17 protein-coding genes and 2 pseudogenes are annotated in these 21354 nt (G+C 72.9%); 11 read left to right on the top strand and 8 right to left on the bottom strand.

Going from position 1 to position 21354, the window contains the following annotated elements; genetic code table 11:
* Positions 1-16: 16 nt before the first annotated feature.
* A pseudogene (locus tag AB0I06_RS33290) lies at positions 17-526 on the bottom strand (hydrogenase maturation protease); the annotation flags it as partial.
* On the bottom strand, positions 523-2265 hold the full coding sequence (locus tag AB0I06_RS33285) for an enoyl-CoA hydratase-related protein (RefSeq protein WP_363122596.1): 1743 nt from the start codon (positions 2263-2265) through the stop codon (positions 523-525). The gene AB0I06_RS33285 and the pseudogene AB0I06_RS33290, both read right to left, overlap by 4 nt.
* Before the next feature lie 174 nt (positions 2266-2439).
* Here AB0I06_RS33285 and AB0I06_RS33280 point away from each other — a divergent pair, with 174 nt between their 5' ends.
* A complete protein-coding gene (locus AB0I06_RS33280; protein ID WP_363122595.1) occupies positions 2440-3198 on the top strand; it encodes an IclR family transcriptional regulator in 759 nt (252 codons plus the stop codon).
* 229 nt (positions 3199-3427) lie between these two features.
* The gene (locus AB0I06_RS33275; RefSeq protein ID WP_363122607.1) at positions 3428-4534 is read left to right on the top strand and encodes a PP2C family protein-serine/threonine phosphatase; all 1107 of its coding nucleotides are present in this window, start codon (positions 3428-3430) and stop codon (positions 4532-4534) included.
* A 21-nt stretch (positions 4535-4555) separates the two neighbouring features.
* Here the strand turns inward: AB0I06_RS33275 and paaK are convergent, their stop codons facing one another.
* On the bottom strand, positions 4556-5911 hold the full coding sequence (gene paaK / locus AB0I06_RS33270) for a phenylacetate--CoA ligase PaaK (RefSeq protein ID WP_363122594.1): 1356 nt from the start codon (positions 5909-5911) through the stop codon (positions 4556-4558).
* Complete coding sequence (gene paaI, locus AB0I06_RS33265; protein ID WP_363122606.1) at positions 5908-6297, bottom strand: hydroxyphenylacetyl-CoA thioesterase PaaI; 390 nt, start codon at positions 6295-6297, stop codon at positions 5908-5910. The genes paaK and paaI overlap by 4 nt, the downstream gene beginning before the upstream one ends.
* Positions 6298-6494: 197 nt before the next feature.
* Between paaI and paaA the strand changes: the two genes are divergently transcribed.
* The 5 genes from paaA to paaE are packed head-to-tail and all read left to right on the top strand — an operon-like array spanning position 6495 to position 10233.
* The gene (gene paaA / locus AB0I06_RS33260; protein WP_363122593.1) at positions 6495-7481 is read left to right on the top strand and encodes a 1,2-phenylacetyl-CoA epoxidase subunit PaaA; all 987 of its coding nucleotides are present in this window, start codon (positions 6495-6497) and stop codon (positions 7479-7481) included.
* The gene (gene paaB / locus AB0I06_RS33255) at positions 7478-7771 is read left to right on the top strand and encodes a 1,2-phenylacetyl-CoA epoxidase subunit PaaB (protein ID WP_094051976.1); all 294 of its coding nucleotides are present in this window, start codon (positions 7478-7480) and stop codon (positions 7769-7771) included. The genes paaA and paaB overlap by 4 nt, the downstream gene beginning before the upstream one ends.
* A 10-nt stretch (positions 7772-7781) precedes the next feature.
* Positions 7782-8609: a 1,2-phenylacetyl-CoA epoxidase subunit PaaC gene (gene paaC, locus AB0I06_RS33250; RefSeq protein WP_363122592.1), complete on the top strand. Its 828-nt coding sequence runs from the start codon at positions 7782-7784 to the stop codon at positions 8607-8609.
* Positions 8603-9118 (top strand): 1,2-phenylacetyl-CoA epoxidase subunit PaaD, encoded by a 516-nt coding sequence (gene paaD, locus AB0I06_RS33245; protein WP_363122591.1) that lies wholly within the window; start codon positions 8603-8605, stop codon positions 9116-9118. The genes paaC and paaD overlap by 7 nt, the downstream gene beginning before the upstream one ends.
* Complete coding sequence (gene paaE / locus AB0I06_RS33240) at positions 9118-10233, top strand: 1,2-phenylacetyl-CoA epoxidase subunit PaaE (RefSeq protein WP_363122590.1); 1116 nt, start codon at positions 9118-9120, stop codon at positions 10231-10233. Before paaD ends, paaE begins: the two co-directional genes overlap by 1 nt.
* Here paaE and AB0I06_RS33235 read toward each other — a convergent pair.
* From AB0I06_RS33235 to AB0I06_RS33220, 4 genes are all read right to left on the bottom strand, one after another.
* Positions 10170-11414 (bottom strand): acyltransferase, encoded by a 1245-nt coding sequence (locus AB0I06_RS33235; RefSeq protein ID WP_363122589.1) that lies wholly within the window; start codon positions 11412-11414, stop codon positions 10170-10172. The two genes, paaE and AB0I06_RS33235, sit on opposite strands and share 64 nt — an antisense overlap.
* A complete protein-coding gene (locus AB0I06_RS33230; protein WP_363122588.1) occupies positions 11411-11941 on the bottom strand; it encodes a hypothetical protein in 531 nt (176 codons plus the stop codon). The genes AB0I06_RS33235 and AB0I06_RS33230 overlap by 4 nt, the downstream gene beginning before the upstream one ends.
* On the bottom strand, positions 11938-12543 hold the full coding sequence (locus tag AB0I06_RS33225; RefSeq protein ID WP_363122587.1) for an RNA polymerase sigma factor: 606 nt from the start codon (positions 12541-12543) through the stop codon (positions 11938-11940). The genes AB0I06_RS33230 and AB0I06_RS33225 overlap by 4 nt, the downstream gene beginning before the upstream one ends.
* A gap of 90 nt (positions 12544-12633) precedes the next feature.
* A complete protein-coding gene (locus AB0I06_RS33220; RefSeq protein ID WP_363122586.1) occupies positions 12634-14244 on the bottom strand; it encodes a PucR family transcriptional regulator ligand-binding domain-containing protein in 1611 nt (536 codons plus the stop codon).
* 227 nt (positions 14245-14471) lie between these two features.
* On the opposite strand from AB0I06_RS33220, the gene AB0I06_RS33215 reads away from it, so the two are divergent.
* The 4 genes and pseudogenes from AB0I06_RS33215 to AB0I06_RS33200 all read left to right on the top strand — a co-directional run.
* The gene (locus AB0I06_RS33215) at positions 14472-15740 is read left to right on the top strand and encodes an aminotransferase class III-fold pyridoxal phosphate-dependent enzyme (protein WP_363122585.1); all 1269 of its coding nucleotides are present in this window, start codon (positions 14472-14474) and stop codon (positions 15738-15740) included.
* A complete protein-coding gene (locus AB0I06_RS33210; RefSeq protein WP_363122584.1) occupies positions 15737-18604 on the top strand; it encodes an FAD-binding and (Fe-S)-binding domain-containing protein in 2868 nt (955 codons plus the stop codon). Before AB0I06_RS33215 ends, AB0I06_RS33210 begins: the two co-directional genes overlap by 4 nt.
* Positions 18601-20040 (top strand): NAD-dependent succinate-semialdehyde dehydrogenase, encoded by a 1440-nt coding sequence (locus AB0I06_RS33205; RefSeq protein ID WP_363122583.1) that lies wholly within the window; start codon positions 18601-18603, stop codon positions 20038-20040. Before AB0I06_RS33210 ends, AB0I06_RS33205 begins: the two co-directional genes overlap by 4 nt.
* 110 nt (positions 20041-20150) lie before the next feature.
* A pseudogene (locus AB0I06_RS33200) lies at positions 20151-21287 on the top strand (HAD-IC family P-type ATPase); the annotation flags it as partial.
* Positions 21288-21354: the final 67 nt, after the last annotated feature.

The raw sequence follows: 21354 nt of genomic DNA, 5'->3' as shown, positions 1-21354 counted from the left end.
GGCGGCGCACCGCCCTCAACGGGGGCGTGGCGGCCGGGTCGGCGAGCAGTACCGGCACGATGGTGTGCAGGGCCGTGACGGCCCGGCTGACCGCCTCACCCACCGTCGCGCTGATGCCCGGGGCGATGTCCTCGTCGGCCGGGGCCCGCAGCTCGGGCTCACAGGCCAGGACCAGGACGCGGGGGAGCGGCTCGTCGCCGAGGTGGGCGGCCAGGGCGAGGACCTTCGCCGGGTCCATGCCGTGCGCCTCGGGCGGGGCGCCCGCCGTGGAGCCGTCGGGCGGGTCCGGCTCGATCAGCGACAGTGTGCCCGGCTCGTGTCCCCGAACGGCGGCGTCGACCAGGACGGTTGTGTCGTAGCCGTCGAGCAGCGCGTACGCCAGGTCCATGCCGCGGATGCCGAAGTCCCGCACCCGGACCCCGGGCGGCAGCGGGTGCCGTTCCAGGGCACGGATGACCTCGGGGCCGAAGGCGTCGTCGGCGAGGAAGATGTTCCCGACGCCCGCCACGAGCAGTCGCGAGCTCATCGCTCGTCCCCGGCGGCCAGCGGCCTGGTGGAGCCGTTCGGGAGCTTGCGGACGAACGCGGAGCGCAGCGCGTGGTACGGCGCCTCGGGGTCGAAGAACACGGCGCGCATAAGGGCGAGTTCGGCCCGCCGGTACTCGGCGAGCGGCCGGTGGAGCTCGTCCGCGTGGCGTGCCGTGGCCTTGGCGGTGATCCGGCGCGGGAGGTCGGGATCGTCGGCCAGGTCGGCGGCCAGGTGCTCGACCTCGGCGGAGAAGTCCTGCGCCGCGGCCGGCACCAGACGGTCGACCAGTCCGATCCGCTCGGCGGTCGCGGCGCTCACCGGCCGCGCCTCGGCCGTCAGCCGCTCGGCCGTCTCGGCGCCCACCCGGCGGGGCAGCGAGTACGTCCAGTACTCCGATCCGTGCAGGCCCATGTTCCGGTAGTGCGGGTTGAGGACGCTGCCCGTGCGGCACCAGACCTCGTCGGCGGCCAGCGCGAGCATCACGCCGCCGGCCGCCGCGTTGCCGCCGAGCGCCGCCACCACCAGCCGGTCGGTGGTGCGCAGCACCGCCTCGACCAGGTCGTTCATGGCGTTGAGGTTGGACCAGGACTCGCCCGCCGGGTCGCTCGACGCCTCGATGACGTTGAGGTGGATGCCGTTGGAGAAGAAGTCGCGGGCGCCGCCGAGCACCAGCACCGAGGTGGGCCGGGTGAGCGCGTAACGCCAGGCGGCGAGCAGCCTGCGGCAGTGGGTGGTGCTCATCGCCCCGCCCGGGAACGAGAAGGACAGGAAGCCGATCCGGCCGCGCTGCCGGTAGCGGATGTCGGTCCAGGTGGTCCGGCCCGGGGGCAGTTCGAGCGGTGCGGCGATCTCGGGCAGCCAGTACGGGCGGTCGTTGGAACCCGGCATGCCGGGGCCGCTGTCGGGTGGGGCGGGGAAACCGGCGAGCACCGAGGCGGCCGGGCGGCGGAACGGTGCCGGGTCACCGGAACTCTTGCGAGGGCGCAGCTCCGGGATCCACACCGCGCCGTCCCGGGTGGCCCGGCAGACCGCGCCGGCCCGGGTCGCGAGCAGTTCCCCGGGTTCCCCGCGCAGCCGGTCCTCGGGGTGCCCGCCGTGCAGGAACACCTCCCGGTTGCAGATCTCGTCCAGGACGCCCGGCTGCGAGTCGGCCCCGCGGAGTTTGCGCAGCACCGTCGCCGTGTCGTCGTCCCAGTCGATGCGCCGCTGCTCCTGGCGGAAGAAGTCCCGCCACATGACATGGACGCCGAGTTCGTTCTGGGGGCGCGGTTTGTAGGACCCGTCGGCGTAGCGCCGCACGGCCAGCAGCACGGCGGCCGTGGCGGCGTCCGACAACTCGTTGCGGTACACGTCGCTCTTGCCCACCGGCGGCACGGGGAAGGAGCCGTCCGCCCAGACGTCCCCCGCGTCCATGGCCGCCTCGGCCTGGAGCACCGTCACGCCCCACTCGTGGGCCTCCTCGGCGATCGCCCAGTCCAGCGACGACGGGCCCCGGTCGCCGGGCGGGCCCGGGTGGACGATCAGGCAGGCGTGCTCCCGCCACACGTCCTCGGGCAGGGCCGACTTCAGCATCGGGGCGACGATCAGCTCCGGGCCCATCTCGCGTACGGCGTCCCGGACGGCGTCGGGCCCGTGCGAGGCGAGCACGACGTCCACCCGGTGCCCTTCGTCCGACAGCTCGGCGTACACACGCTGGGACAGGCTGTTGAACGCGCTGACGACAAGCAAGATGTCCATGACACGGCATGTTCGCCGGTATGGAGAGGGCCGAGAAGGACCCCTGCGGCGTTTCGCCGCCCTCGTCCGCTTCCGGCCTATTCCCCGCCCTGCCGGGCATCCCGGCCGACGCCGGCCGCCACCGCCCGCGTGGGCCGCCTTGCCCGCACCGGGCCTCGGGCGCACGCTGGTCCCATGGGTGCGCGCGACGGCCCTACGCTCATCAACTCCGTCCAGCGGGCCATGCGGCTGCTGGAGGCGGTGAGCGCGCACGAGAACGGCGCGCCGGCCAAGCAGCTGGCGCGCGAGACGGGCCTGCCCCTGGCCACCGCCTACCACCTGCTGCGGACCCTGGTCCACGACGGATACGTACGCAAGCTGGACGACGGCGGCTTCGTCCTCGGCGACAAGCTCCAGACCCTGCGTTCCACGGGCCGCGCGCAGGCCCTCCTGAGCCGCGTCCGGCCCACCCTCGCCGCGCTGCGGGACGAGCTCGCGAGCGCCGCCTACCTCACCTTCTACGAGGACGGCGAGATCCGGGTCGCCGAGATCGTCGACGGCCCCGGCACCCCCCGCGTCGACCTCTGGGTGGGGTTCGAGGACGCGGGGCACGCCACCGCCCTGGGCAAGTCCGTGCTGCGGGAACTGGACGAGGAGGCCCGCCAGGACTACCTCTCCCGCCACCACCTCGCCGATCTCACCCCACGGACCATCACCAGCCTCCCCGAGCTGCTCAGACGGCTGGAGAAGCCGCCCCTGGCCCCGGCCGTCACGGACCTGGAGGAGTACGCCCTCGGCACGGTCTGCGTCGCCGTCCCGGTCTACAGCGGGGACACGCTCGGCTCCCTCGGTGTCTCGCTGCCGTCGAACCGGCTCTCCCGGCTGCCGGAGATCCGGGAACGGCTGCTCCCGACGGCGAGCCGGGTGACCAGGTCCCTCTCGCTCACTATCTGAAAATCCGCTTCTTGCCGGTGACCGGACTCACCCCGTTCCCTGGATGAAACAGACATTTCGCGACGTGCCCCGCGCACAGGTGAGGACTGCGGACCCCGACATGAGCCAAGCCCGCAACCATGGCGTCGACGACCGGCCCGTACGGCCGTTCAGCAGCAACCGGGTGACCGGGGCCGGGGCCTCGGACGGCAGACGTGCCGTCGTACGGCTGGCCGCCGGTACACCTGTCCTGCCCGTCCTCGTGGTCCTGGCCGTCGCCCTCGTCGTGTCGGTCGACCTCGCCGGCGGAGCCGGGATGATCTGGCTCCCCCTGCTGGCGGCCGGGCCCGCCCTGGCGGCCACGACCAGTGGGCCGCGCGGCGTCCTGTGCGTCGGCTCTCTCGCCGTGGCGCTCGGTGTGGCGCTCGGCGTCCGGGACGGGGCGCCGGGCCGGGAACTGACCGCCGTACTGTCGGCCCTGGTCGCCGTCACCCTCGCGAGCGTCCTGGCCAGCGCCCTGCGCGGGCGCCGGGAGCGGGTGCTCGCCGCGGTCCGCTCGGTCGCGGAGACCGCCCAGCACGCGCTGCTCAAGCCCGTGCCGTCGACGGTCGGGCCCTTCCAGGCGGCCGTCCGCTACAGCGCCGCCGCGGCCGAGGCCCGTATCGGCGGGGACCTGTACGCGCTGATACCCACCCCGCACGGCGTGCGGCTGATCGTCGGCGACGTGCGCGGCAAGGGGCTGCCCGCCGTCGGGACCGCGGCGCTGGTGCTCGGTGTCTTCCGCGAGGCCGCCCACGACGAGGCCGATCTCCTGGCCGTGGTCGACCGGATCGAGCGGAGCCTCGCGCGCAACCTCGGCCGTGACGACTTCGTCACCGCCGTGGTCGCCGGATACCCGCGGGCGGGGCATCTGGAGGTGGTGAACTGCGGGCACCAGCCCCCACTGCTGGTCCGCGCCTCCGGCGGCATCACCGCGGTGGAGCCCACGCACCCCGCCCCGCCGCTCGGGCTGCGCGCCCTCACCGGGCACACCCCGGGGCTCCAGACGCTCCCCTTCGACGACGGCGACCAGCTGCTGCTCTACACGGACGGGGTCACCGAGGCCCGTGACGGCGGCCGCGCCTTCTACCCCCTCGCCGAAGGCCTGAGGCGCCATGTCTCACCCGAGCCGGCCCGCACGGTCGGCGCCCTCCACGACGAACTGCTGGCCCATGTGGGCGGCCGGCTGCACGACGACGCGGCCCTGCTCCTCATCCGCAAGCCGGCCCCGCACCCCGCGGAGGCACAGGCACCCCGGGCGAGCGACTCCGGCCCGGCCGGGTCCACCCCGGTGCGCGAGGCGAGGTGCTCCGCATGAGGGCTCCGGCGGCCGCACGGGTCAGGCCTCGCGCAGGTCCTTGACCCGGCGGAGTTTGCCGAGGGAGCGCTCCAGCGTCTCCGGTTCGACGATCGTCACGTCGGCGGTGATGCCGATGCCGTCCTTGACGGCCTTCTCGATCGCCGCCGCAGCGGCCTCACGCCGCTCGGGGCCGGCGCCGGGGCGGCTCTCGACACGCACCGTCATGTGGTCCATGCGGCCACGCCGGGTCAGCTGGATCTGGAAGTGCGGGGCGACGCCGGGGGTGCGCAGCACGATCTCCTCGATCTGGCTGGGGAAGACGTTCACCCCACGCAGGATGATCATGTCGTCGCAGCGGCCGGTGATCTTCTGGATGCGGCGGAACGCGGGCCGGGCCGTGCCGGGCAGCAGCCGGGTCAGGTCGCGGGTGCGGTAGCGGACGACCGGCAGCGCCTCCTTGGTCAGGGAGGTGAAGACGAGTTCGCCCTCCTCGCCCTCTGGCAGCACCTCGCCCGTGATCGGGTCGACGACCTCGGGGTAGAAGTGGTCCTCCCATACGTGCAGGCCGTCCTTGGTCTCCACGCACTCCTGGGCTACGCCGGGGCCGATCACCTCGGACAGGCCGTATATGTCCACGGCGTGGAGGTCCGTCCGCTCCTCGATCTCGCGGCGCATCTCCTCCGTCCACGGTTCGGCGCCGAAGATGCCCACCCGCAGACTGCTCGTGCGCGGATCGACGCCCTGGCGCTCGAACTCGTCGAGCAGAGTGAGCATGTAGGACGGGGTGACCATGATGATCTCGGGCCGGAAGTCCTGGATGATCTGCACCTGGCGCGCGGTCATGCCCCCGGAGGCCGGGATCACCAGGCAGCCGGCCCGCTCGGCCCCGTAGTGCGCGCCGAGGCCGCCCGTGAACAGTCCGTACCCGTAGGAGATGTGCACCTTGTGGCCCGGACGTCCACCGGCGGCGCGGATCGAGCGGGCGACCAGGTCCGACCACATGGACAGGTCGTTCTCCGTGTAGCCGACCACCGTGGGGCGGCCGGTGGTGCCGCTCGAGGCGTGCACGCGCCGCACCTGGTCCATCGGCACGGCGAACATGCCGAACGGGTAGGTGTCCCGCAGGTCGGCCTTGGTGGTGAACGGGAAGCGCGCCAGGTCCTCCAGGGAGCGGCAGTCCTCGGGCGTGACCCCGGCCGCGTCGAACTTCTTCCGGTAGGCGTCCACGTTCTCGTAGGCGTGCCGCAGGCTCCGGCGCAGCCGGTCGAGCTGGAGCTCGCGCAGCTGCTCACGCGTCAGCCGCTCGGCGTCGTCCAGCAGGTCGTGGGGGAGGGGCTCGCCCCGCCGTCCGGCCGCGACCGCGGTGTCCGTCGTGCCTTGCGTCTCGCTGGTCATGCCGACTCCTCCGGCCTCGTGCTCCTGATGCTGCGGCTGCGGCCCCGGAACTCCGCTATCACCTCGTCGCCGCGCCGGACGCTCACGTCGTACAGGCCGCTGCGGCCGTACCTCGCGCGCTCCTCGGCCCGTGCCACCAGGACGTCGCCCTCGTGTGCCGGGGCCACGAAGGTGATGTCGGCGCCGGCCGCGACCGTCATCGGGCCGTGGCTGTTGCAGGCGCAGGCGAAGGCGCTGTCGGCGAGCAGGAAGACGTACCCGCCGTGGGCGATGCCGTGCCCGTTCACCATCGACCGGGTCACGGTCATGCGCAGGACGGCGGTCCCCTCGCTCTGCTCCAGCAGCTCGATGCCGAGCCCGCGGGAGGCCTCGTCCGCGGCGAACATCGCCTCCGCGGCCGGTGTCGCGTCAGCGGTATGACTCACTTCTCGCACCACCTTGTAGCCCGACCGAACATTCGGTTAGCTTCGGTGCCGCCAAGTAATCAAGCGGCCTCGGTGCCTGTCAAGGGCTGGGGTCTTACCAAGGCCCGCGCCTTGTCATACCATGGACCGAACGAATGGTCGGTTGGGAAGTGGGACGGATGGACACGACACACTCCAGCCCCCCGGGGGCGGACGGCGCCGAGCCGGTTCTCCAGCAGCACTTCGAGGCGACGATCGCGCGCGACCAGCGGATCGAGCCGCGCGACTGGATGCCGGAGGGCTACCGGAAGACACTGATCCGCCAGATCGCGCAGCACGCGCACTCGGAGATCATCGGCATGCAGCCGGAGGGCGAGTGGATCACGCGCGCCCCGTCGCTGCGCCGCAAGGCCATCCTCTTCGCGAAGGTCCAGGACGAGGCCGGGCACGGGCTGTACCTGTACTCGGCGGCCGAGACGCTGGGCGCCGACCGCGCGGACCTGACCGAGCGGCTCATCGAGGGCCGCCAGAAGTACTCGTCGATCTTCAACTACCCGACGCTGAGCTTCGCCGACGTCGGCGTGATCGGCTGGTTCGTGGACGGTGCCGCCATCTGCAACCAGGTGCCGCTGTGCCGCTCGTCCTACGGGCCGTACGCGCGCGCCATGGTGCGGATCTGCAAGGAGGAGTCCTTCCACCAGCGGCAGGGCTACGAGCTGCTGATGACGATGATGCGCGGCACACCGGAGCAGCGCGAGATGGTGCAGGACGCCGTGAACCGCTGGTGGTGGCCGTCACTGATGATGTTCGGCCCGCCCGACGACGCCTCGCCCAACTCGGCGCGGTCCATGGCCTGGAAGATCAAGCGGCACAGCAACGACGAACTGCGCCGGCGCTTCGTCGACATGACCGTCCCGCAGGCCGAGAAGCTCGGCGTGACGCTCCCGGACCCGGAGCTGCGCTGGAACGAGGAGCGGGGCCACCACGACTTCGGCACGCCCGACTGGGACGAGCTGATGCGGGTCATCAAGGGCGACGGACCGTGCAACGACCAGCGCGTGACCCGGCGCCGCACGGCCCACGAGGAGGGCGCCTGGGTGCGTGAGGCGGCCACCGCCCACGCCGCCAAGCAGGCGTCCCGGACGCGGAAGGGAGCGGTGGCATGACCGCCGGCAAGCAGGACTGGCCGCTGTACGAGGTGTTCGTGCGCGGCAAGCGCGGCCTGAACCACGTCCACGTGGGCTCGCTGCACGCGGCCGACGACCGCATGGCGCTCACCCACGCCCGCGACCTCTACACCCGCCGCAACGAAGGCGTGTCCATCTGGGTCGTGCGCTCGGAGCACATCGCCGCCTCCACCCGCGACGAGAAGGACCCCTTCTTCGAGCCCAGCGCCGACAAGGTCTACCGCCACCCGACCTTCTACGACATCCCCGACGACGTTCCGCACATCTGAAGGAGAGGGCATGAGCGACGACCACGTCTACCTGACCCTCGCCGAGGGACACGAGGACGACACCCGCTGGGCATACGGCACCGGCTTCGAGGACCCCCTGCACGGCGTCGACACCACCGTCCCGGAAGGTGTCGACACCGGTCAACTGGCGGACCTCTGCGTCACCCTGGCCGACGACGCCCTGGTCTCGGCCCAGCGGCTCGCCGAGTGGACCACGCGCGCCCCCGAGCTGGAGGAGGAGGTGGCGCTGGCCAACATCGGCCTCGACCTGCTCGGCCAGGCCCGTCTGCTCTACTCCCGCGCGGGCCAGGCCGACGGCACCGGCCGCGACGAGGACGCCTTCGCCTACTTCCGCGACGCAGGCGACTTCCGCAACGTACGTCTGGCCGAACTGCCCAACGGGGACTTCGCCTTCTCGATCGTCCGGCTGCTGGTGTTCTCCAGCTGGCGCCTGGCCCAGTTCGAGCGGCTCGCCGCCCACCGCGACCCGGTGCTCGCGGCGATCACCGCCAAGGGCGTGAAGGAGCTGACCTACCACCGCCAGTACGCGGCCGAGTGGGCCGTGCGGCTCGGCGACGGCACCGAGGAGTCGCACCGCCGGATGCGCAGGGCGCAGGAGCAGGTGGCGCCCTACCTGGGCGAGCTGTTCACGGCCTGCGACGTCCGGGACGAGGTCGTCGCCGTGCTGCGCCAGGTCACCGAGGCGGCCGGACTGCCCATGCCCGTCTACCGGCCCCTGCCCGGCTCCGGCCGCACCGGGGAGCACACGGAGCATCTGGCCCCGCTGCTGGCCGAGTTGCAGGGCGTGGCCCGCGCGCACCCGGAGGCGACATGGTGACGGCACTGCTGGACGCGCGGCGGGCCCGGCGGATCGCCGAGCAGGTGCCCGACCCCGAACTGCCCATGCTCACGCTGGCCGACCTCGGCGTGCTGCGCGAGGTGACGCTGACCCCGGACGGCAGGGTCGTCGCCGCCCTGACACCGACCTACTCGGGCTGCCCGGCGATGGCGGAGATGCGCGCGGGCGTGGCCGCCCGGCTGCGGGACGCCGGCTACGAGCGCGTCGAGATCCGCACGGTCCTCGACCCGCCCTGGAGCAGCGACTGGATCACGGCGGACGGCCGCCGCAAGCTGGCCGAGCACGGCATCGCCCCGCCCGGGGCCGCGCCCGCGCACACCGCCGGCCCCGTCCCGCTCGTCCTGTCCCCGACCCGCCGCTCCGTGCCCTGCCCCCGCTGCGGCCACCCCGACACCGAAGAGACCTCCCGCTTCGGCGCCACGTCCTGCAAGGCCCTGTGGCGCTGCCTCGCCTGCCGCGAGCCGTTCGAGTACGTCAAGGAGATCTGATGGAGGACCTGATGGAGCCGGCCCCCGCCGAGGCGGCCCGCCCGCGTGCCCGCCGACGTCCGGTCTTCCACCCCCTGCGGGTCGCCGCCGTCCAGCCCCTGTGCGAGGACGCGGCAGCCGTCAGCTTCGACATCCCGGCCGAGCTGGCCGAGGAGTTCACCTTCGCCCCCGGACAGTCGCTCACCCTGCGGCGCGACATCGACGGCAGGGACGAACGCCGCTCGTACTCGATCTGCTCACCGGCGGGCACGGCCCCGCGCATCGGCGTCCGGGTCGTCCCCGGCGGCCTGTTCTCCTCCTGGCTCGTGCACGAGGTGCGCCCAGGTGACATCGTCGAGGTGATGGCGCCCACCGGGGCCTTCACCCCGGACCTCACCGTCCCCGGCCACCATGTCCTGATCGCCGCCGGTTCCGGCATCACGCCCATGGTCTCCATCGCCGAGTCGGTCCTGGCCGCCGACTCCCGCTCGCGCGTCACCCTCCTCTACGGCAACCGCCGCACCGGCACGGTGATGTTCGCCGACGAGCTCGCCGACCTGAAGGACCTCCACCCGACGCGGTTCCAGCTCGCCCACGTCCTGTCCCGCGAGCCGCGCGAGGCCGAGGTGCTCTCCGGCCGCCTCGACGCCGAGCGGCTCTCCGCCCTCGTCGACGCGCTGGTCGACGTGGAGTCGGCCGGCCACTGGTGGCTGTGCGGCCCGCACGGCATGGTCCGTGCCGCCCAGCAGGTCCTGACCGGCCTCGGTGTGCCCACCGACCGCGTCCACCAAGAGCTGTTCTACGCCGACGACGAACCCGTCCGCGAGGTCCACCACGCCGAGACCGGCCCGTCCGGCCCGGTCAGCCAGGTCACCATCACCCTGGACGGCCGCTCCACCACCTCCGCCCTGCCCCGCGAACGCACCATCCTCGAAGGCGCCCAGCAGACCCGCCCCGACCTCCCCTTCGCCTGCAAGGGCGGCGTCTGCGGCACCTGCCGTGCCCAGGTCACCGACGGCAAGGCCGACATGCGCCGCAACTTCGCCCTCGAACCGTCCGAGGTCGACGCGGGTTACGTCCTCACGTGCCAGTCGTTCCCGGTGTCCGAGACGCTGACGGTGGACTTCGACACCTGAGCCCGCGCAGGGCGGGCCAGCCGACGGCCCACGGCCTGGCCCGGGGCCTCGACGTACCGGTGGGTCAGTACGGACAGCGGCAACAGGAGGGCGAAGAAGGCAGCTTCGAGGACGATGTGGTCGTCGTGCCGCCGTCCGACGGTGCCGTCGACCACCGCCAGCAGCACCGGATGCACCAGATAGATCGAGTAGCTGATCGCGCCCAGGCCGGTCAGCGGAGCCGGTACGTGCCGCCGGCGCCACGCCGCCCCGGCGGCGAAGGTCAGAACGGCCAGCAGGAACGCCATGATCCAGCCGCGCCGTGTGAAGTGGTGGCCGTCGCCGTACCGGTGGGCGCTTGCCACGGCGCAGGCGATCACCAGGACCGCCGTGCCCACGGCCCGGTGCCAGGTGATCTGCCCGCACTCGGCCCGATGGACCGCCGTCCCGCAGAACATGACGGCGAGGATCACCAGGCCCTCCCACACCGGGACCGTGCCGTTGAACGCCACCAGCGCCAGCGCCAGCACCCCGCCCAGCACACCCCCGCACACCCGCGGCACCGGTGAGGCGCAGCTCGCACAGCAGAGCGCGACACCCATGGCGATCGACGCGAACGCGATCAGCGGACCGGTGCCGACCAGACCGGACAGCGCGGACACCGGCAGCACCGCCCCCGCCCCCGCGCTCACCACCGCGAGCAGGGCCGGCACCACCGCGGCCTGAGCGGACCGGTGGTGCAGCCGGACCGTGAAGAGGGCGACGACCAGCAGGTAGAAACACATCTCGTACGAGAGCGTCCACAGGACGAGCAGGACATTGGGTGTCCCCAGCAGTTCCTGGAGCAGGGTGGCGTGGGCGAGGACCACGCCGACCGCGCCCTGCCCGCCGAAGCCGGGCAGCTTCGCGAGCCCCAGGAGGTCGACCGTGAGCAGCATGGCGACGACCACCGCCCACAACGGGTAGATCCGGAAGACCCGCCCGATCCAGAACGCCCGCACACAGCCCCGGCGTTCCAGCGACGCCGGGACGATGTAGCCGCTGACCAGGAAGAACACCATGATGCCGTAACGGCTGGTGTTGAAGTGCGGCATCAGCTCCCGCCGGAAGTCCGGCATGAAGGCATGCGACGAGTGGTCGAACACCACGACCAGCGCGGCGAGTGCGCGCAGCGCGTCGAGCCAGCCCGACCGGGTGCTCACCGGCCGCAGGGCTTCAGCCGGTAGCGCTCGATCTCGCCCCGGGGCACCGGCTCGCCCCAGGAGTTCTCGATCACCAGCGTGCTGCCCCGGCGCAGGGTGACGGGCCAGGCGCGGACGGGGTGGCCCTCGGCGGTGACAACCATGACCTGGGGGATGTCCCACGAGCTGCACAGGTCCCCGGGTGCGACCACATCCACCCGGATGCCCCAGGGGCGCACGCGTTCCGCGAGTTCCAGCTGGTCGTCGATGCCGAAGACCTTTTTCCTGACGGTGAGTTCGACCCTCCCGTCGTCATGGCGCTCCACCGCGTACGCGCCGGAGTCGGCGGGTGAGCCGGGCATCGCCACCGTGGCGGCCCAGGCCGCCGCGCAGGCCGCGGCCACCACGGCGATCCGGCGCGGGGCGACCCGGCGGCGCGACGACGCCGGCGCCCCGACCCCGTCGATGCCGGCCCCGGCCTCGCGCCGCTCGATCTCCCTCTTCAACTCGTCGAGCAGCCGGTCCTCGAACGTCGTCCTCGTGCTCATGCTTCCCCCTTCGCGACGTGCACCAGCGCTGTCTGCGGGGCCTGTGCGGTCCGGCCGTCCGTCTCGGCCCGCAGCGCCTTGCGGGCGCGGTGCAGCCGGACCCGGGCCGTGACCTGGCGGATGCCGAGCGCGGCCGCGGCCTCGGTGACCGTGAGCTGGTCGACAGCGATCAGTTCCATGACGGCCCGCTCGCCCTCGGGGAGCCTTGCCAGCGCGGCCAGCAGGCGTCGCCCCGGACTCTCCGCGTCGAGTCTGTCCTCGATGCGGGCGATGTCGTCGGGCTCCAGCAACCGCCGCCCGCGGATGCGCCGGTCCCGTTCGGTCTCCCGGGCGACCCGGCGGCGCTCCGACGACACCACGTTGCGCGCGACGCCGTACAGCCAGGCGGTCTCGCTGCCGAGGTGCGGGCGGTAGCTGCCGGCCGAGTCGAGGACGGCGAGGAAGATCTCGGCCGTCAGATCGGCCGCCGTGTGCGGGTCGTCGACCCGCCGGGCCACGAAGCGCAGCACCGCGTCGACGTGACGGCGATAGAACTCCTCGAAGAGCCGCGGGTCACCGACCGCCTCCGCGGGCCCGCCCCGTAACCGTTCCGCGTCATCCACGAATGTCCCTCTCTCGTCGACAGGTGCCTGTCACTCGTTCTTGGGACGGGACGCGGAAAGCGTTACACGCGGTGCGCTTCCCCCCTTCCTTCAGCCGACGCGCAGGACCCGCAGCACCGTGAGGGCCACATGGAGTTCGGTGCGGCGGTCGCCGGACTCCAGGTCGGTGTCGAGGAGGCGTTCGATCGTGCGCAGGCGCTGGTACATGGTCTCCCTGGACAGGCCGCCGCGGCGGGCCGCCGTGGTCTTGTTGCCGGCGGCGTCGAGGTAGTGGCCCAGCGTCGTCAGCAGGTCGGTGCCGTGCCGGGTGTCGTGGTCGATGAGCCGCCCCAGCCGGCGTTCCGTGTAGTCCTGGATCCGGGTGTCCTCGCGCAGCGCGTACAGCAGCCGCCGCAGGTCGATGTCCGGCACCTCGTGGAAGGAACGGTCCGGGGGCGGTGACTGGCCGGGCGGAGTGGCCTCGATGACCCGGGCCGCGTCCCGGAACGAGCGGGCGGTGTCGGCGAGATCCGTCACCTGTGAGCCGACGCCGACGATCGTCTTTGGGGCCAGCGCCAGCGCGGTGCGGCTCAGCCGTTCCGCCACCGGCCGCCAGGGCTGGGCCGGGCGCGGGGCCAGCAGCACGCCCAGACGGCCGGGGGCGAGTTCCCCCACCAGGGCCGGCACACCGGCCGACCTCAGCTCCCGGTGCAGCAGCGTCTCCGGCTCGGCGCCCTGCCCACCGGATCCCAGGTCCAGGAGGATGGCCACGAAGCCACCGCCGTCCGTGGGCAGACCCAGGGCGGCGCAGCGGGCGCGAACGTCCTCGGGGGAGTGGTGGCGCTGCTCCGTCAGCTCCCGCAGGGCGTTGCGGTGTGCCGTGCGCTCCCAGGGGGTGGTGTGGATGAGCCGGGCCACGGTCAGGGCCATCGCCGTCCGTTCCAGGACGGTGATGTGCTCCGCCCCGAAGACGGACCCTTCGGCGGGCAGCATGGCCAGTCGCCCCCAGCGCTCGCCCTGGTAGGAGACGGGGGCGGTGAGCCACCCCTCCGGGCCGCCCACTTGCGTGTGGTCGCCGGGCTCGGCCGCCCTGGACCGCCGCTCCCAGGCGCCGAGCGCCTCCTCCACGGTGCTTCCCGAGGGCTCGCAGATCAGCGCCTGGTGCACCAGGTTCTCCAGCACCACCGTCCGTCCGCTCATCTCCGCGGCCGCCCGCACCACGTCCTCCGGCCCCGCCCCGCGCAGCGTCAGCGCCGTGAACGCCTCGTGGATGCGCTGGGTCCGCCGCATCGCTTCGGCCTGGCTGCCGAGGATGAGCGCGTGCACGACCTGGGTGACCTCCAGGAAGTTGACGTCCCGCGCGAGGGTGACCAGGGGCAGACCCCGGCTCCGGCAGGCCTGCACGAGTGCGTCGGGCGGCCGGTGGAAGCGCCGTACCAGCTCGATGACCAGGGCGGCCGCCCCCACCTCGGTGAGCTCGTCGACGTACCGGCGGACCCCCGACGCGTCCTCCGGCAGGGGCATGCCGGTGGTCAGCACCAGCTCGCCGCCCTTGAGGAAGGAGGCCGGGTCCGTCAGCTCCGTGATGTGCACCCAGCGCACCGGCCGGTCCAGCCCGGCCAGCCCCGTGACGACCTGGGGCTGTCCGGCCGCCAGGACGGGCAGGGCGAGGACGTCGGCGAGGGTCGGTGCTCGACCGGCCTGCGCGGGGTGATCGTTCACGGCGCCTCCCTGCATGCCCGGTCACTCTGACAAGCGGGGCTGACCTGCGCAAGAGCTGTCCACGGACGGGACGGGTGGTGCTCCGGGGACCCGGCCCTTGACACAACGTCCGAACAACGGGTTCCGGCCGGACAGATCACGCGTTGTCGCCCCCCGCTACGGCTTGGATGCTCGGTTTCCGGAGCTGAGCCCAGCAACCACACCTCGACGTACGGCCGGGAGACAACATGACCGCACTGTCGCCGCACCTTCGCCAGGCCACGCCCGTCGTGGCGGCCCGGGGCGAGGGCGTCCACCTCTACGGCGAGGACGGCCGCCGCTACCTCGACTTCACCGCCGGCATCGGTGTCACCAGCACCGGGCACTGCCACCCCAAGGTCGTGGCGGCGGCGCAGGAGCAGGTCGGCACCCTGATCCACGGTCAGTACACGACCGTCATGCACCAGCCGCTGCGCCGTCTGGTCGACAAGCTGGGCGAGGTGCTGCCGGCCGGACTGGACAGCCTGTTCTTCACCAACTCCGGCAGCGAGGCAGTCGAGGCGGCACTGCGGCTGGCCCGCCAGGCCACCGGCCGTCCCAACGTGCTGGTCTGCCACGGCGGCTTCCACGGCCGTACGGTCGCCGCCGCTTCCATGACGACCTCCGGCATCCGCTTCCGGTCCGGTTTCTCGCCGCTGATGAGCGGTGTGGTCGTCACCCCGTTCCCGACGCCCTTCCGGTACGGCTGGGACGAGGAGACCGCCACCCGCTTCGCCCTGAAGGAACTCGACTACACCCTCCAGACGATCTCCTCGCCCGCCGACACGGCCGCGATCATCGTCGAGCCGGTCCTCGGCGAGGGCGGCTACGTCCCCGCGAACCGCGCCTTCCTGGAAGGCCTGCGGGAGCGGGCCGACCGGCACGGCTTCCTGCTGATCTTCGACGAGGTGCAGACCGGCGTCGGCCGCACCGGCCGCTTCTGGGGCCACGACCACTTCGGCGTCACCCCCGACATCCTCGTCACCGCCAAGGGCCTGGCCAGCGGCTTCCCCCTCTCCGGCATCGCCGCCTCCGAGGAACTGATGACCAAAGCCTGGCCCGGCTCGCAGGGCGGCACGTACGGCGCCAACGCCGTCGCCTGCGCCGCCGCCTGCGCGACCCTGGACGTCGTACGCGACGAGAAGCTCGTCGAGAACGCCGACGCGATGGGCCGGCGGCTGCGCCAGGGTCTGGAGGCCATGGCCGACCGGACCCCCGGCATCGGTGAGGTCCGGGGCCTCGGCCTCATGCTCGCCACCGAGTTCGTCACCGAGGACGGCAGCCCCGACCCCGAGACCGCCGCCCGCGTCCAGCGCGCCGCCATCGACGAAGGCCTGCTCCTGCTGCTGTGCGGCGCGTGGAACCAGGTCGTCCGCATGATCCCGGCGCTCGTGATCGACGAGACGGGCGTCGACGAGGGCCTCCAGGCCTGGGCGAACGCGGTCGAAGCCGGCACGTCGGGAGCGTCCCGGCGATGACCACCACCACCCGCGACCTGGCGGGTCTCATGTCCCGTATCGCCGAGTCGGCGCCCGGTCTGCGGGTGGAGAGCGGCCCGGGGGCCACCGGTCCCTACGCCTACGACGCCTCCAACTACCGGGTGCCGCCGCGGGCGGTGGTTTTCCCGCGGGGCGCCGAGGATGTGGTGGCGGTGGTGCGGGCGTGCCGCGAGGCGGGTGTGCCGGTCACGGCCCGTGGCGGTGGCACGAGCATGGCGGGCAACGCGGTCGGGCCGGGGGTGGTGCTGGACTTCTCCCGGTACATGAACCGGATCCTGGAGATCGACGTCCAGGCGCGTACCGCCCGGGTCGAGGCGGGTGTCGTCCTCGACGCCCTGCGCAGCGCGACCGCCCTGCACGGGCTGGACTTCGGTCCGGACCCCTCGTCGCACAGCCGGTGCACCCTCGGCGGGATGATCGGCAACGACGCGTGCGGGAACCGGTCGGTGCGCGACGGGCGCACCAGCGGGCATGTCGTGGCGCTGGAGATCGTGACGGCCGACGGCGTGCGGGCCGTGGCCGACCAGGCCGGACTGCACCCGCACGACCCTCGTGACGGGGCGCGCGTCGCCCGGCTGGAGGCGGATCTCAAGCGTCTGGTGCAGGACAATCTGGCCCTGCTCCGGACGGAACTGGGGCGTATCCCGCGGCAGGTCTCCGGCTACCAGCTCCAGCACCTGCTCCCGGAGAACGGCTTCGACCTGGCGCGTGCTCTGGTGGGCACTGAAGGCACCTGTGCGGTCGTGACCGCCGCGACGGTCCGCCTGGTGGCGACCGCACGGGCTTCCACCCTCCTCACGCTCGGCTACGACGACGTGGTCGAGGCGGCCGAGGACGTCCCGGAGATCCTGCGCTGCTCGCCCAGCGCGGTCGAAGGCATGGACGAAGCGATCGTGGCCACGATGCGTGCGCGCCGCGGCCCCGACTCCGTCACCGGTCTGCCCGAGGGCCGTGCCTGGCTGTACGTCGAGCTCGAAGGCGACGACCAGGCGGAGGTGAACGCCCGCGCCGCCGCACTGCTGGACACCCTCAAGAGCCGGGGCAGGCTGACCGGCGGCCGGGTCGTGGCCAGTCCGGCGGAGCGGCGCTCGCTGTGGCGGGTGCGCGAGGACGGAGCCGGCCTCGCCGCACGGCTGGTCGACGGGGGCGAGTCCTGGCCCGGCTGGGAGGACGCGGCCGTCGCACCCCAGGACCTGGCCGCCTACCTGCGTGACTTCCGCAAGCTGCTCGCCTCGAACGAGCTGACCGGTGTGCTCTACGGGCATTTCGGCGCGGGCTGTGTTCATGTCCGGATCGACTTCGACCCGGCCACGGACGCCGGCCGCACCGTGATGCGGCGGTTTGTGACCGAGGCTGCCGCGCTGGTCGTCGAGCACGGCGGCACCCTGTCCGGTGAGCACGGTGACGGCCGGGCCCGCGGTGAGCTGCTGAAGGTGATGTACAGCCACCGCATGATCGCCGCGTTCGCCGCGTTCAAGCAGGCCTTCGACCCCCACGGGCTGCTCAACCCCGGCGTCATCATCGACCCCGCACCCCTGGACGCCGACCTCGCCCTGCGTGAACTGCCCTTGCTGGAAACGACGTTCGGCTTCCCGCACGACCAGGACGGCTTCGCCGGCGCGGTGCGTCGCTGCGTCGGCGTCGGGCGCTGCCGCAGCGACGCGGGCGGCGTGATGTGCCCCAGCTACCGGGCCACCGGCGAGGAGAACCACTCCACCCGCGGCCGGGCCCGCATGCTCCAGGAGATGGTGCGCGGCGAGGCCGTCACGGACGGCTGGCGCTCCACCGACGTCCGCGACGCACTGGACCTGTGCCTGTCGTGCAAGGCCTGCTCCAGCGACTGCCCGGTCGGAGTCGACATGGCCACCTACAAGGCCGAGTTCCTCCACCGGCACTACAAAGGCCGCCTGCGGCCCCGCTCCCACTACTCCCTGGGCTGGCTGCCGCTGACCTCGGCCCTGGCCGGTTACGCCGCCCGCCCCGTCAACGCCCTCCTCCGCGGACCACTCGGCACACTCCTCGCACGCCTGGGCGGAGTGACCACCGAGCGCCGGATCCCCGCCTTCGCCTCGCGCCGCGCCCTGCGTGCAGCCCTCCGCGCGGTGAAGCCCCAGGGGGAGGCCAGGGCCGTCCTCTTCGTCGACAGCTTCACCCGCGCCTTCCGCCCCCAGGTCGCCGCAGCGGCCGGCCGCGTGCTCGCCGACGCCGGCATCCCCTGCACGCCGAAGGACGGCCTCTGCTGTGGGCTGACCTGGGTCAGCACCGGCCAGCTGTCCACGGCCCGCAGGATCATGGCCCGGACGGTGGCCGCCCTCGACAACGGCGACGACCGGCCGATCATCGTGGCCGAACCCAGTTGCGCCGCCGCCCTCAAACGCGACGTGCCGGAGCTGCTCGGCACCGAGGCGGCCCAGCGGGTCGCCGACCGCGTGCACACCTTCACGGGTGCGCTGACCGATCTGGCCGACCCGGGGTGGAGCCCGCCGCCGCTCCCCGAGAACGTCGTACTCCAGACCCACTGCCACGAGTACGCCACCTTCAAGGGCCACCGCCCCGCCGACCTGCTGCGCCGCCTCGGAGCGGGCCAGGTCGACGAGGCCGAGGGCTGCTGCGGCCTGGCCGGCAACTTCGGCTTCGAAGCCCAGCACTACGACACCTCCATCGCCGTCGCCGACCTCGCCCTCAAGCCCCGCCTCGACGCCCTCGGCGGACGCCCCGTCGTCGCCGACGGCTTCAGCTGCGCCACCCAGATCGACCACCTCGCAGGCGACCGGGACGTGCGCGCCCTGCATCTCGCCGAACTCCTCGACCCCGCCGCCGACCGACCAGGAGAGACCACATGACCGAGGTTCTGACGCAGTTGTTCATCGGCGGTGCCTGGGTGGACGCCGCGGACGGCGCCACCATGCCCGTCGACGACCCCGCCACCGGTGAGATCCTCTGCCGCGTCGCCGACGCCGGTCCCAAGGACGCCCGGCTCGCGGAGCAGGCGGCCGTCCAGGCCCAGCGCGACTGGGCCCGCACGGCGCCCCGGGCGCGCAGCGAGATCCTGCGCAGGGCCCATGAACTCATCCTGGAGCGCACCGACGAGCTCGCCCACCTGATGACCTCCGAGATGGGCAAGCCGCTCACCGAGGCCAGGGGAGAGGTGGCCTACGCCGCCGAGTTCCTCCGCTGGTTCTCCGAGGAGGCCGTCCGCATCGACGGCGACCACGGACTGCTGCCCGACGGCCGCAACCGCATGCTGCTCTCCCGCCGCCCGGTCGGCCCCTGTCTGCTGATCACACCGTGGAACTTCCCGCTGGCCATGGGCACCCGCAAGATCGGCCCGGCGATCGCGGCGGGCTGCACGATGATCCTCAAGCCCGCCCCGCAGACCCCGCTGTCCAGCCTGGCACTGGCCGGGATCCTCCAGGAGGCGGGCCTGCCGGACGGCGTGCTGAACGTCGTCACCACCTCCCGCGCCGGCGAGGTGTGCGAGCCGCTGCTGCGCGGCGGCCGGATCCGCAAACTGTCCTTCACCGGCTCCACCGCCGTGGGCCGGCTGCTGCTCGCGCAGTGCGCCGACACCGTCGTGCGCACCTCGATGGAGCTGGGCGGCAACGCGCCGTTCATCGTCTTCGACGACGCCGACCTCGAGGTGGCCGTGGACGGGGCGATGGTCGCCAAGATGCGCAACATGGGGGAGGCCTGCACGGCCGCGAACCGGTTCTTCGTGCACCGGTCGGTGGCCGAGGAGTTCGGGCGCAGGCTCGCCGAGCGGATGGGCGCGCTGGTGGTGGGCCCCGGCACGCGCGACGGCGTCGACGTCGGACCGCTGATCGACACCACCGGACGGGCCAAGGTCGCGGAACTCGTCGCCGACGCCGTCGAACGGGGCGCCCGGGTGCTCGTCGGCGGCCGGACGCCGGAAGGGCCGGGGTGTTTCTACCCGCCGACCGTGCTCACGGACGTGGACCCGGGCAGCCGCCTGATGGACACGGAGATCTTCGGCCCGGTCGCCGCGATCCTCACCTTCGACGACGAGGAGGAGGTGCTGCGCCGCGCCAACGACACGCCGTGGGGCCTGGTCGGTTACGTCTTCACCCAGGGGCTGGACCGGGGGCTGCGCGTCAGCGAGGGCCTGGAGGTGGGGATGGTCGGCCTGAACACCGGCCTCGTCTCCAACCCGGCGGCCCCGTTCGGCGGGGTCAAGCAGTCCGGGCTGGGCCGGGAAGGCGGCCGGGTGGGGATCGACGAGTTCCTGGAGTACCAGTACGTGGCCATACCGGTGCGGTGACGGCGGGAGGGGAGGGGTGGCGACCAGCCGTCGCATGAAGGCATGAATGAGTCTTCATGTATTCCTGTATGGTGAGGGGAGTCGACGCGCCCCCGCCAGAAGGACCCCCGATGACCTCCACCCTCACGCCGCAGCAGGCCGAACGGGCCACGCCCGAGCGCCCCGGGACCGCGCCCCGGCGGCGTACCCGCGTCCTCGCGCTCCCCGAGGCACGCTGGGCCGCCGCGGCCACCGTCCTCTTCCTGCTCGCGCTCCCCTTGCAGCTGACCGGCGCCCCCGCCTGGACATGGGGGCCGCTGTACGCCCTGGCGTACGTCACCGGCGGGTGGGAGCCGGGCTGGGAAGGGCTCAAGGCGCTCAAGGACCGCACCCTCGACGTCGATCTGCTGATGGTCGTCGCCGCCCTGGGCGCGGCCGCGATCGGCCAGGTCATGGACGGCGCCCTGCTCATCGTCATCTTCGCCACCTCCGGCGCGCTGGAGGCCCTGGCCACGGCCCGCACCGCCGACTCGGTCCGCGGTCTGCTCGACCTGGCCCCCGCCACGGCCACCCGGCTGGACCCCGACGGCGGCGAACAGACCCTCCCGGTGGAGGAGTTGGCGGTCGGTGACACCGTCCTCGTCCGCCCCGGGGAGCGGGTCGGCGCCGACGGCCGGGTGCTGGACGGGGCGAGCGAGGTGGATCAGGCGACCATCACGGGGGAGCCGCTGCCCGTGGCGAAGGAGCGGGGCGACGAGGTCTTCGCGGGCACCCTCAACGGCACCGGCTCGCTGCGGGTCCGGGTCGAGCGGGACGCGTCCGACTCGGTGATCGCCCGGATCGTCCGCATGGTGCAGGAGGCGTCCGAGACCAAGGCCCCCACCCAGCTGTTCATCGAGAAGGTGGAACAGCGCTACTCACTGGGCATGGTGGCCGCGACCCTGGCCGTCTTCCTGGTGCCGCTGGCCTTCGGCGCTGAGCTCACCGACGCGCTGCTGCGCGCCATGACGTTCATGATCGTGGCCTCTCCGTGCGCGGTGGTGCTGGCCACCATGCCGCCCCTGCTGTCGGCCATCGCCAACGCCGGACGGCACGGCGTCCTGGTGAAGTCGGCCGTGGTGATGGAACGGCTGGGTCAGGTGGACGCGGTCGCACTGGACAAGACCGGCACGCTCACCGAAGGCGGTCCCCGGGTCACCGACGTCCGGCCGCTGCCCGGATCCGGCCTGGACGACGGGCAGTTGCTGACGCTGGCGGCAGCCGCCGAGCTTACCGATGGGAGCGCCATGAAGCCGAGGACCTGAAACCGATTACAACTGGATGTCGGCTGCATCG

Origin of the sequence: Streptomyces sp. NPDC050674 (assembly GCF_040654575.1) — a bacterium.
Taxonomy (GTDB): domain Bacteria; phylum Actinomycetota; class Actinomycetes; order Streptomycetales; family Streptomycetaceae; genus Streptomyces.
Note: the sequence above shows the minus strand (reverse complement) of the source record. Positions and strands in the feature narration are given on the sequence as shown.

Excerpts from the sequence above, each read along its gene's own strand:
- AB0I06_RS33205 (WP_363122583.1), top strand. The coding sequence starts at position 18,601 with ATGACCGAGGTTCTGACGCAGTTGTTCATCGGCGGTGCCTGGGTGGAC.
- paaK (WP_363122594.1), bottom strand. The coding sequence starts at position 5,911 with ATGACCAGCGAGACGCAAGGCACGACGGACACCGCGGTCGCGGCCGGA.
- paaI (WP_363122606.1), bottom strand. The coding sequence starts at position 6,297 with ATGTTCGCCGCGGACGAGGCCTCCCGCGGGCTCGGCATCGAGCTGCTG.
- AB0I06_RS33210 (WP_363122584.1), top strand. The coding sequence starts at position 15,737 with ATGACCACCACCACCCGCGACCTGGCGGGTCTCATGTCCCGTATCGCC.
- AB0I06_RS33285 (WP_363122596.1), bottom strand. The coding sequence starts at position 2,265 with ATGGACATCTTGCTTGTCGTCAGCGCGTTCAACAGCCTGTCCCAGCGT.
- AB0I06_RS33280 (WP_363122595.1), top strand. The coding sequence starts at position 2,440 with ATGGGTGCGCGCGACGGCCCTACGCTCATCAACTCCGTCCAGCGGGCC.
- AB0I06_RS33230 (WP_363122588.1), bottom strand. The coding sequence starts at position 11,941 with ATGAGCACGAGGACGACGTTCGAGGACCGGCTGCTCGACGAGTTGAAG.
- AB0I06_RS33215 (WP_363122585.1), top strand. The coding sequence starts at position 14,472 with ATGACCGCACTGTCGCCGCACCTTCGCCAGGCCACGCCCGTCGTGGCG.
- paaC (WP_363122592.1), top strand. The coding sequence starts at position 7,782 with ATGAGCGACGACCACGTCTACCTGACCCTCGCCGAGGGACACGAGGAC.
- paaB (WP_094051976.1), top strand. The coding sequence starts at position 7,478 with ATGACCGCCGGCAAGCAGGACTGGCCGCTGTACGAGGTGTTCGTGCGC.
- paaA (WP_363122593.1), top strand. The coding sequence starts at position 6,495 with ATGGACACGACACACTCCAGCCCCCCGGGGGCGGACGGCGCCGAGCCG.
- paaD (WP_363122591.1), top strand. The coding sequence starts at position 8,603 with ATGGTGACGGCACTGCTGGACGCGCGGCGGGCCCGGCGGATCGCCGAG.
- paaE (WP_363122590.1), top strand. The coding sequence starts at position 9,118 with ATGGAGGACCTGATGGAGCCGGCCCCCGCCGAGGCGGCCCGCCCGCGT.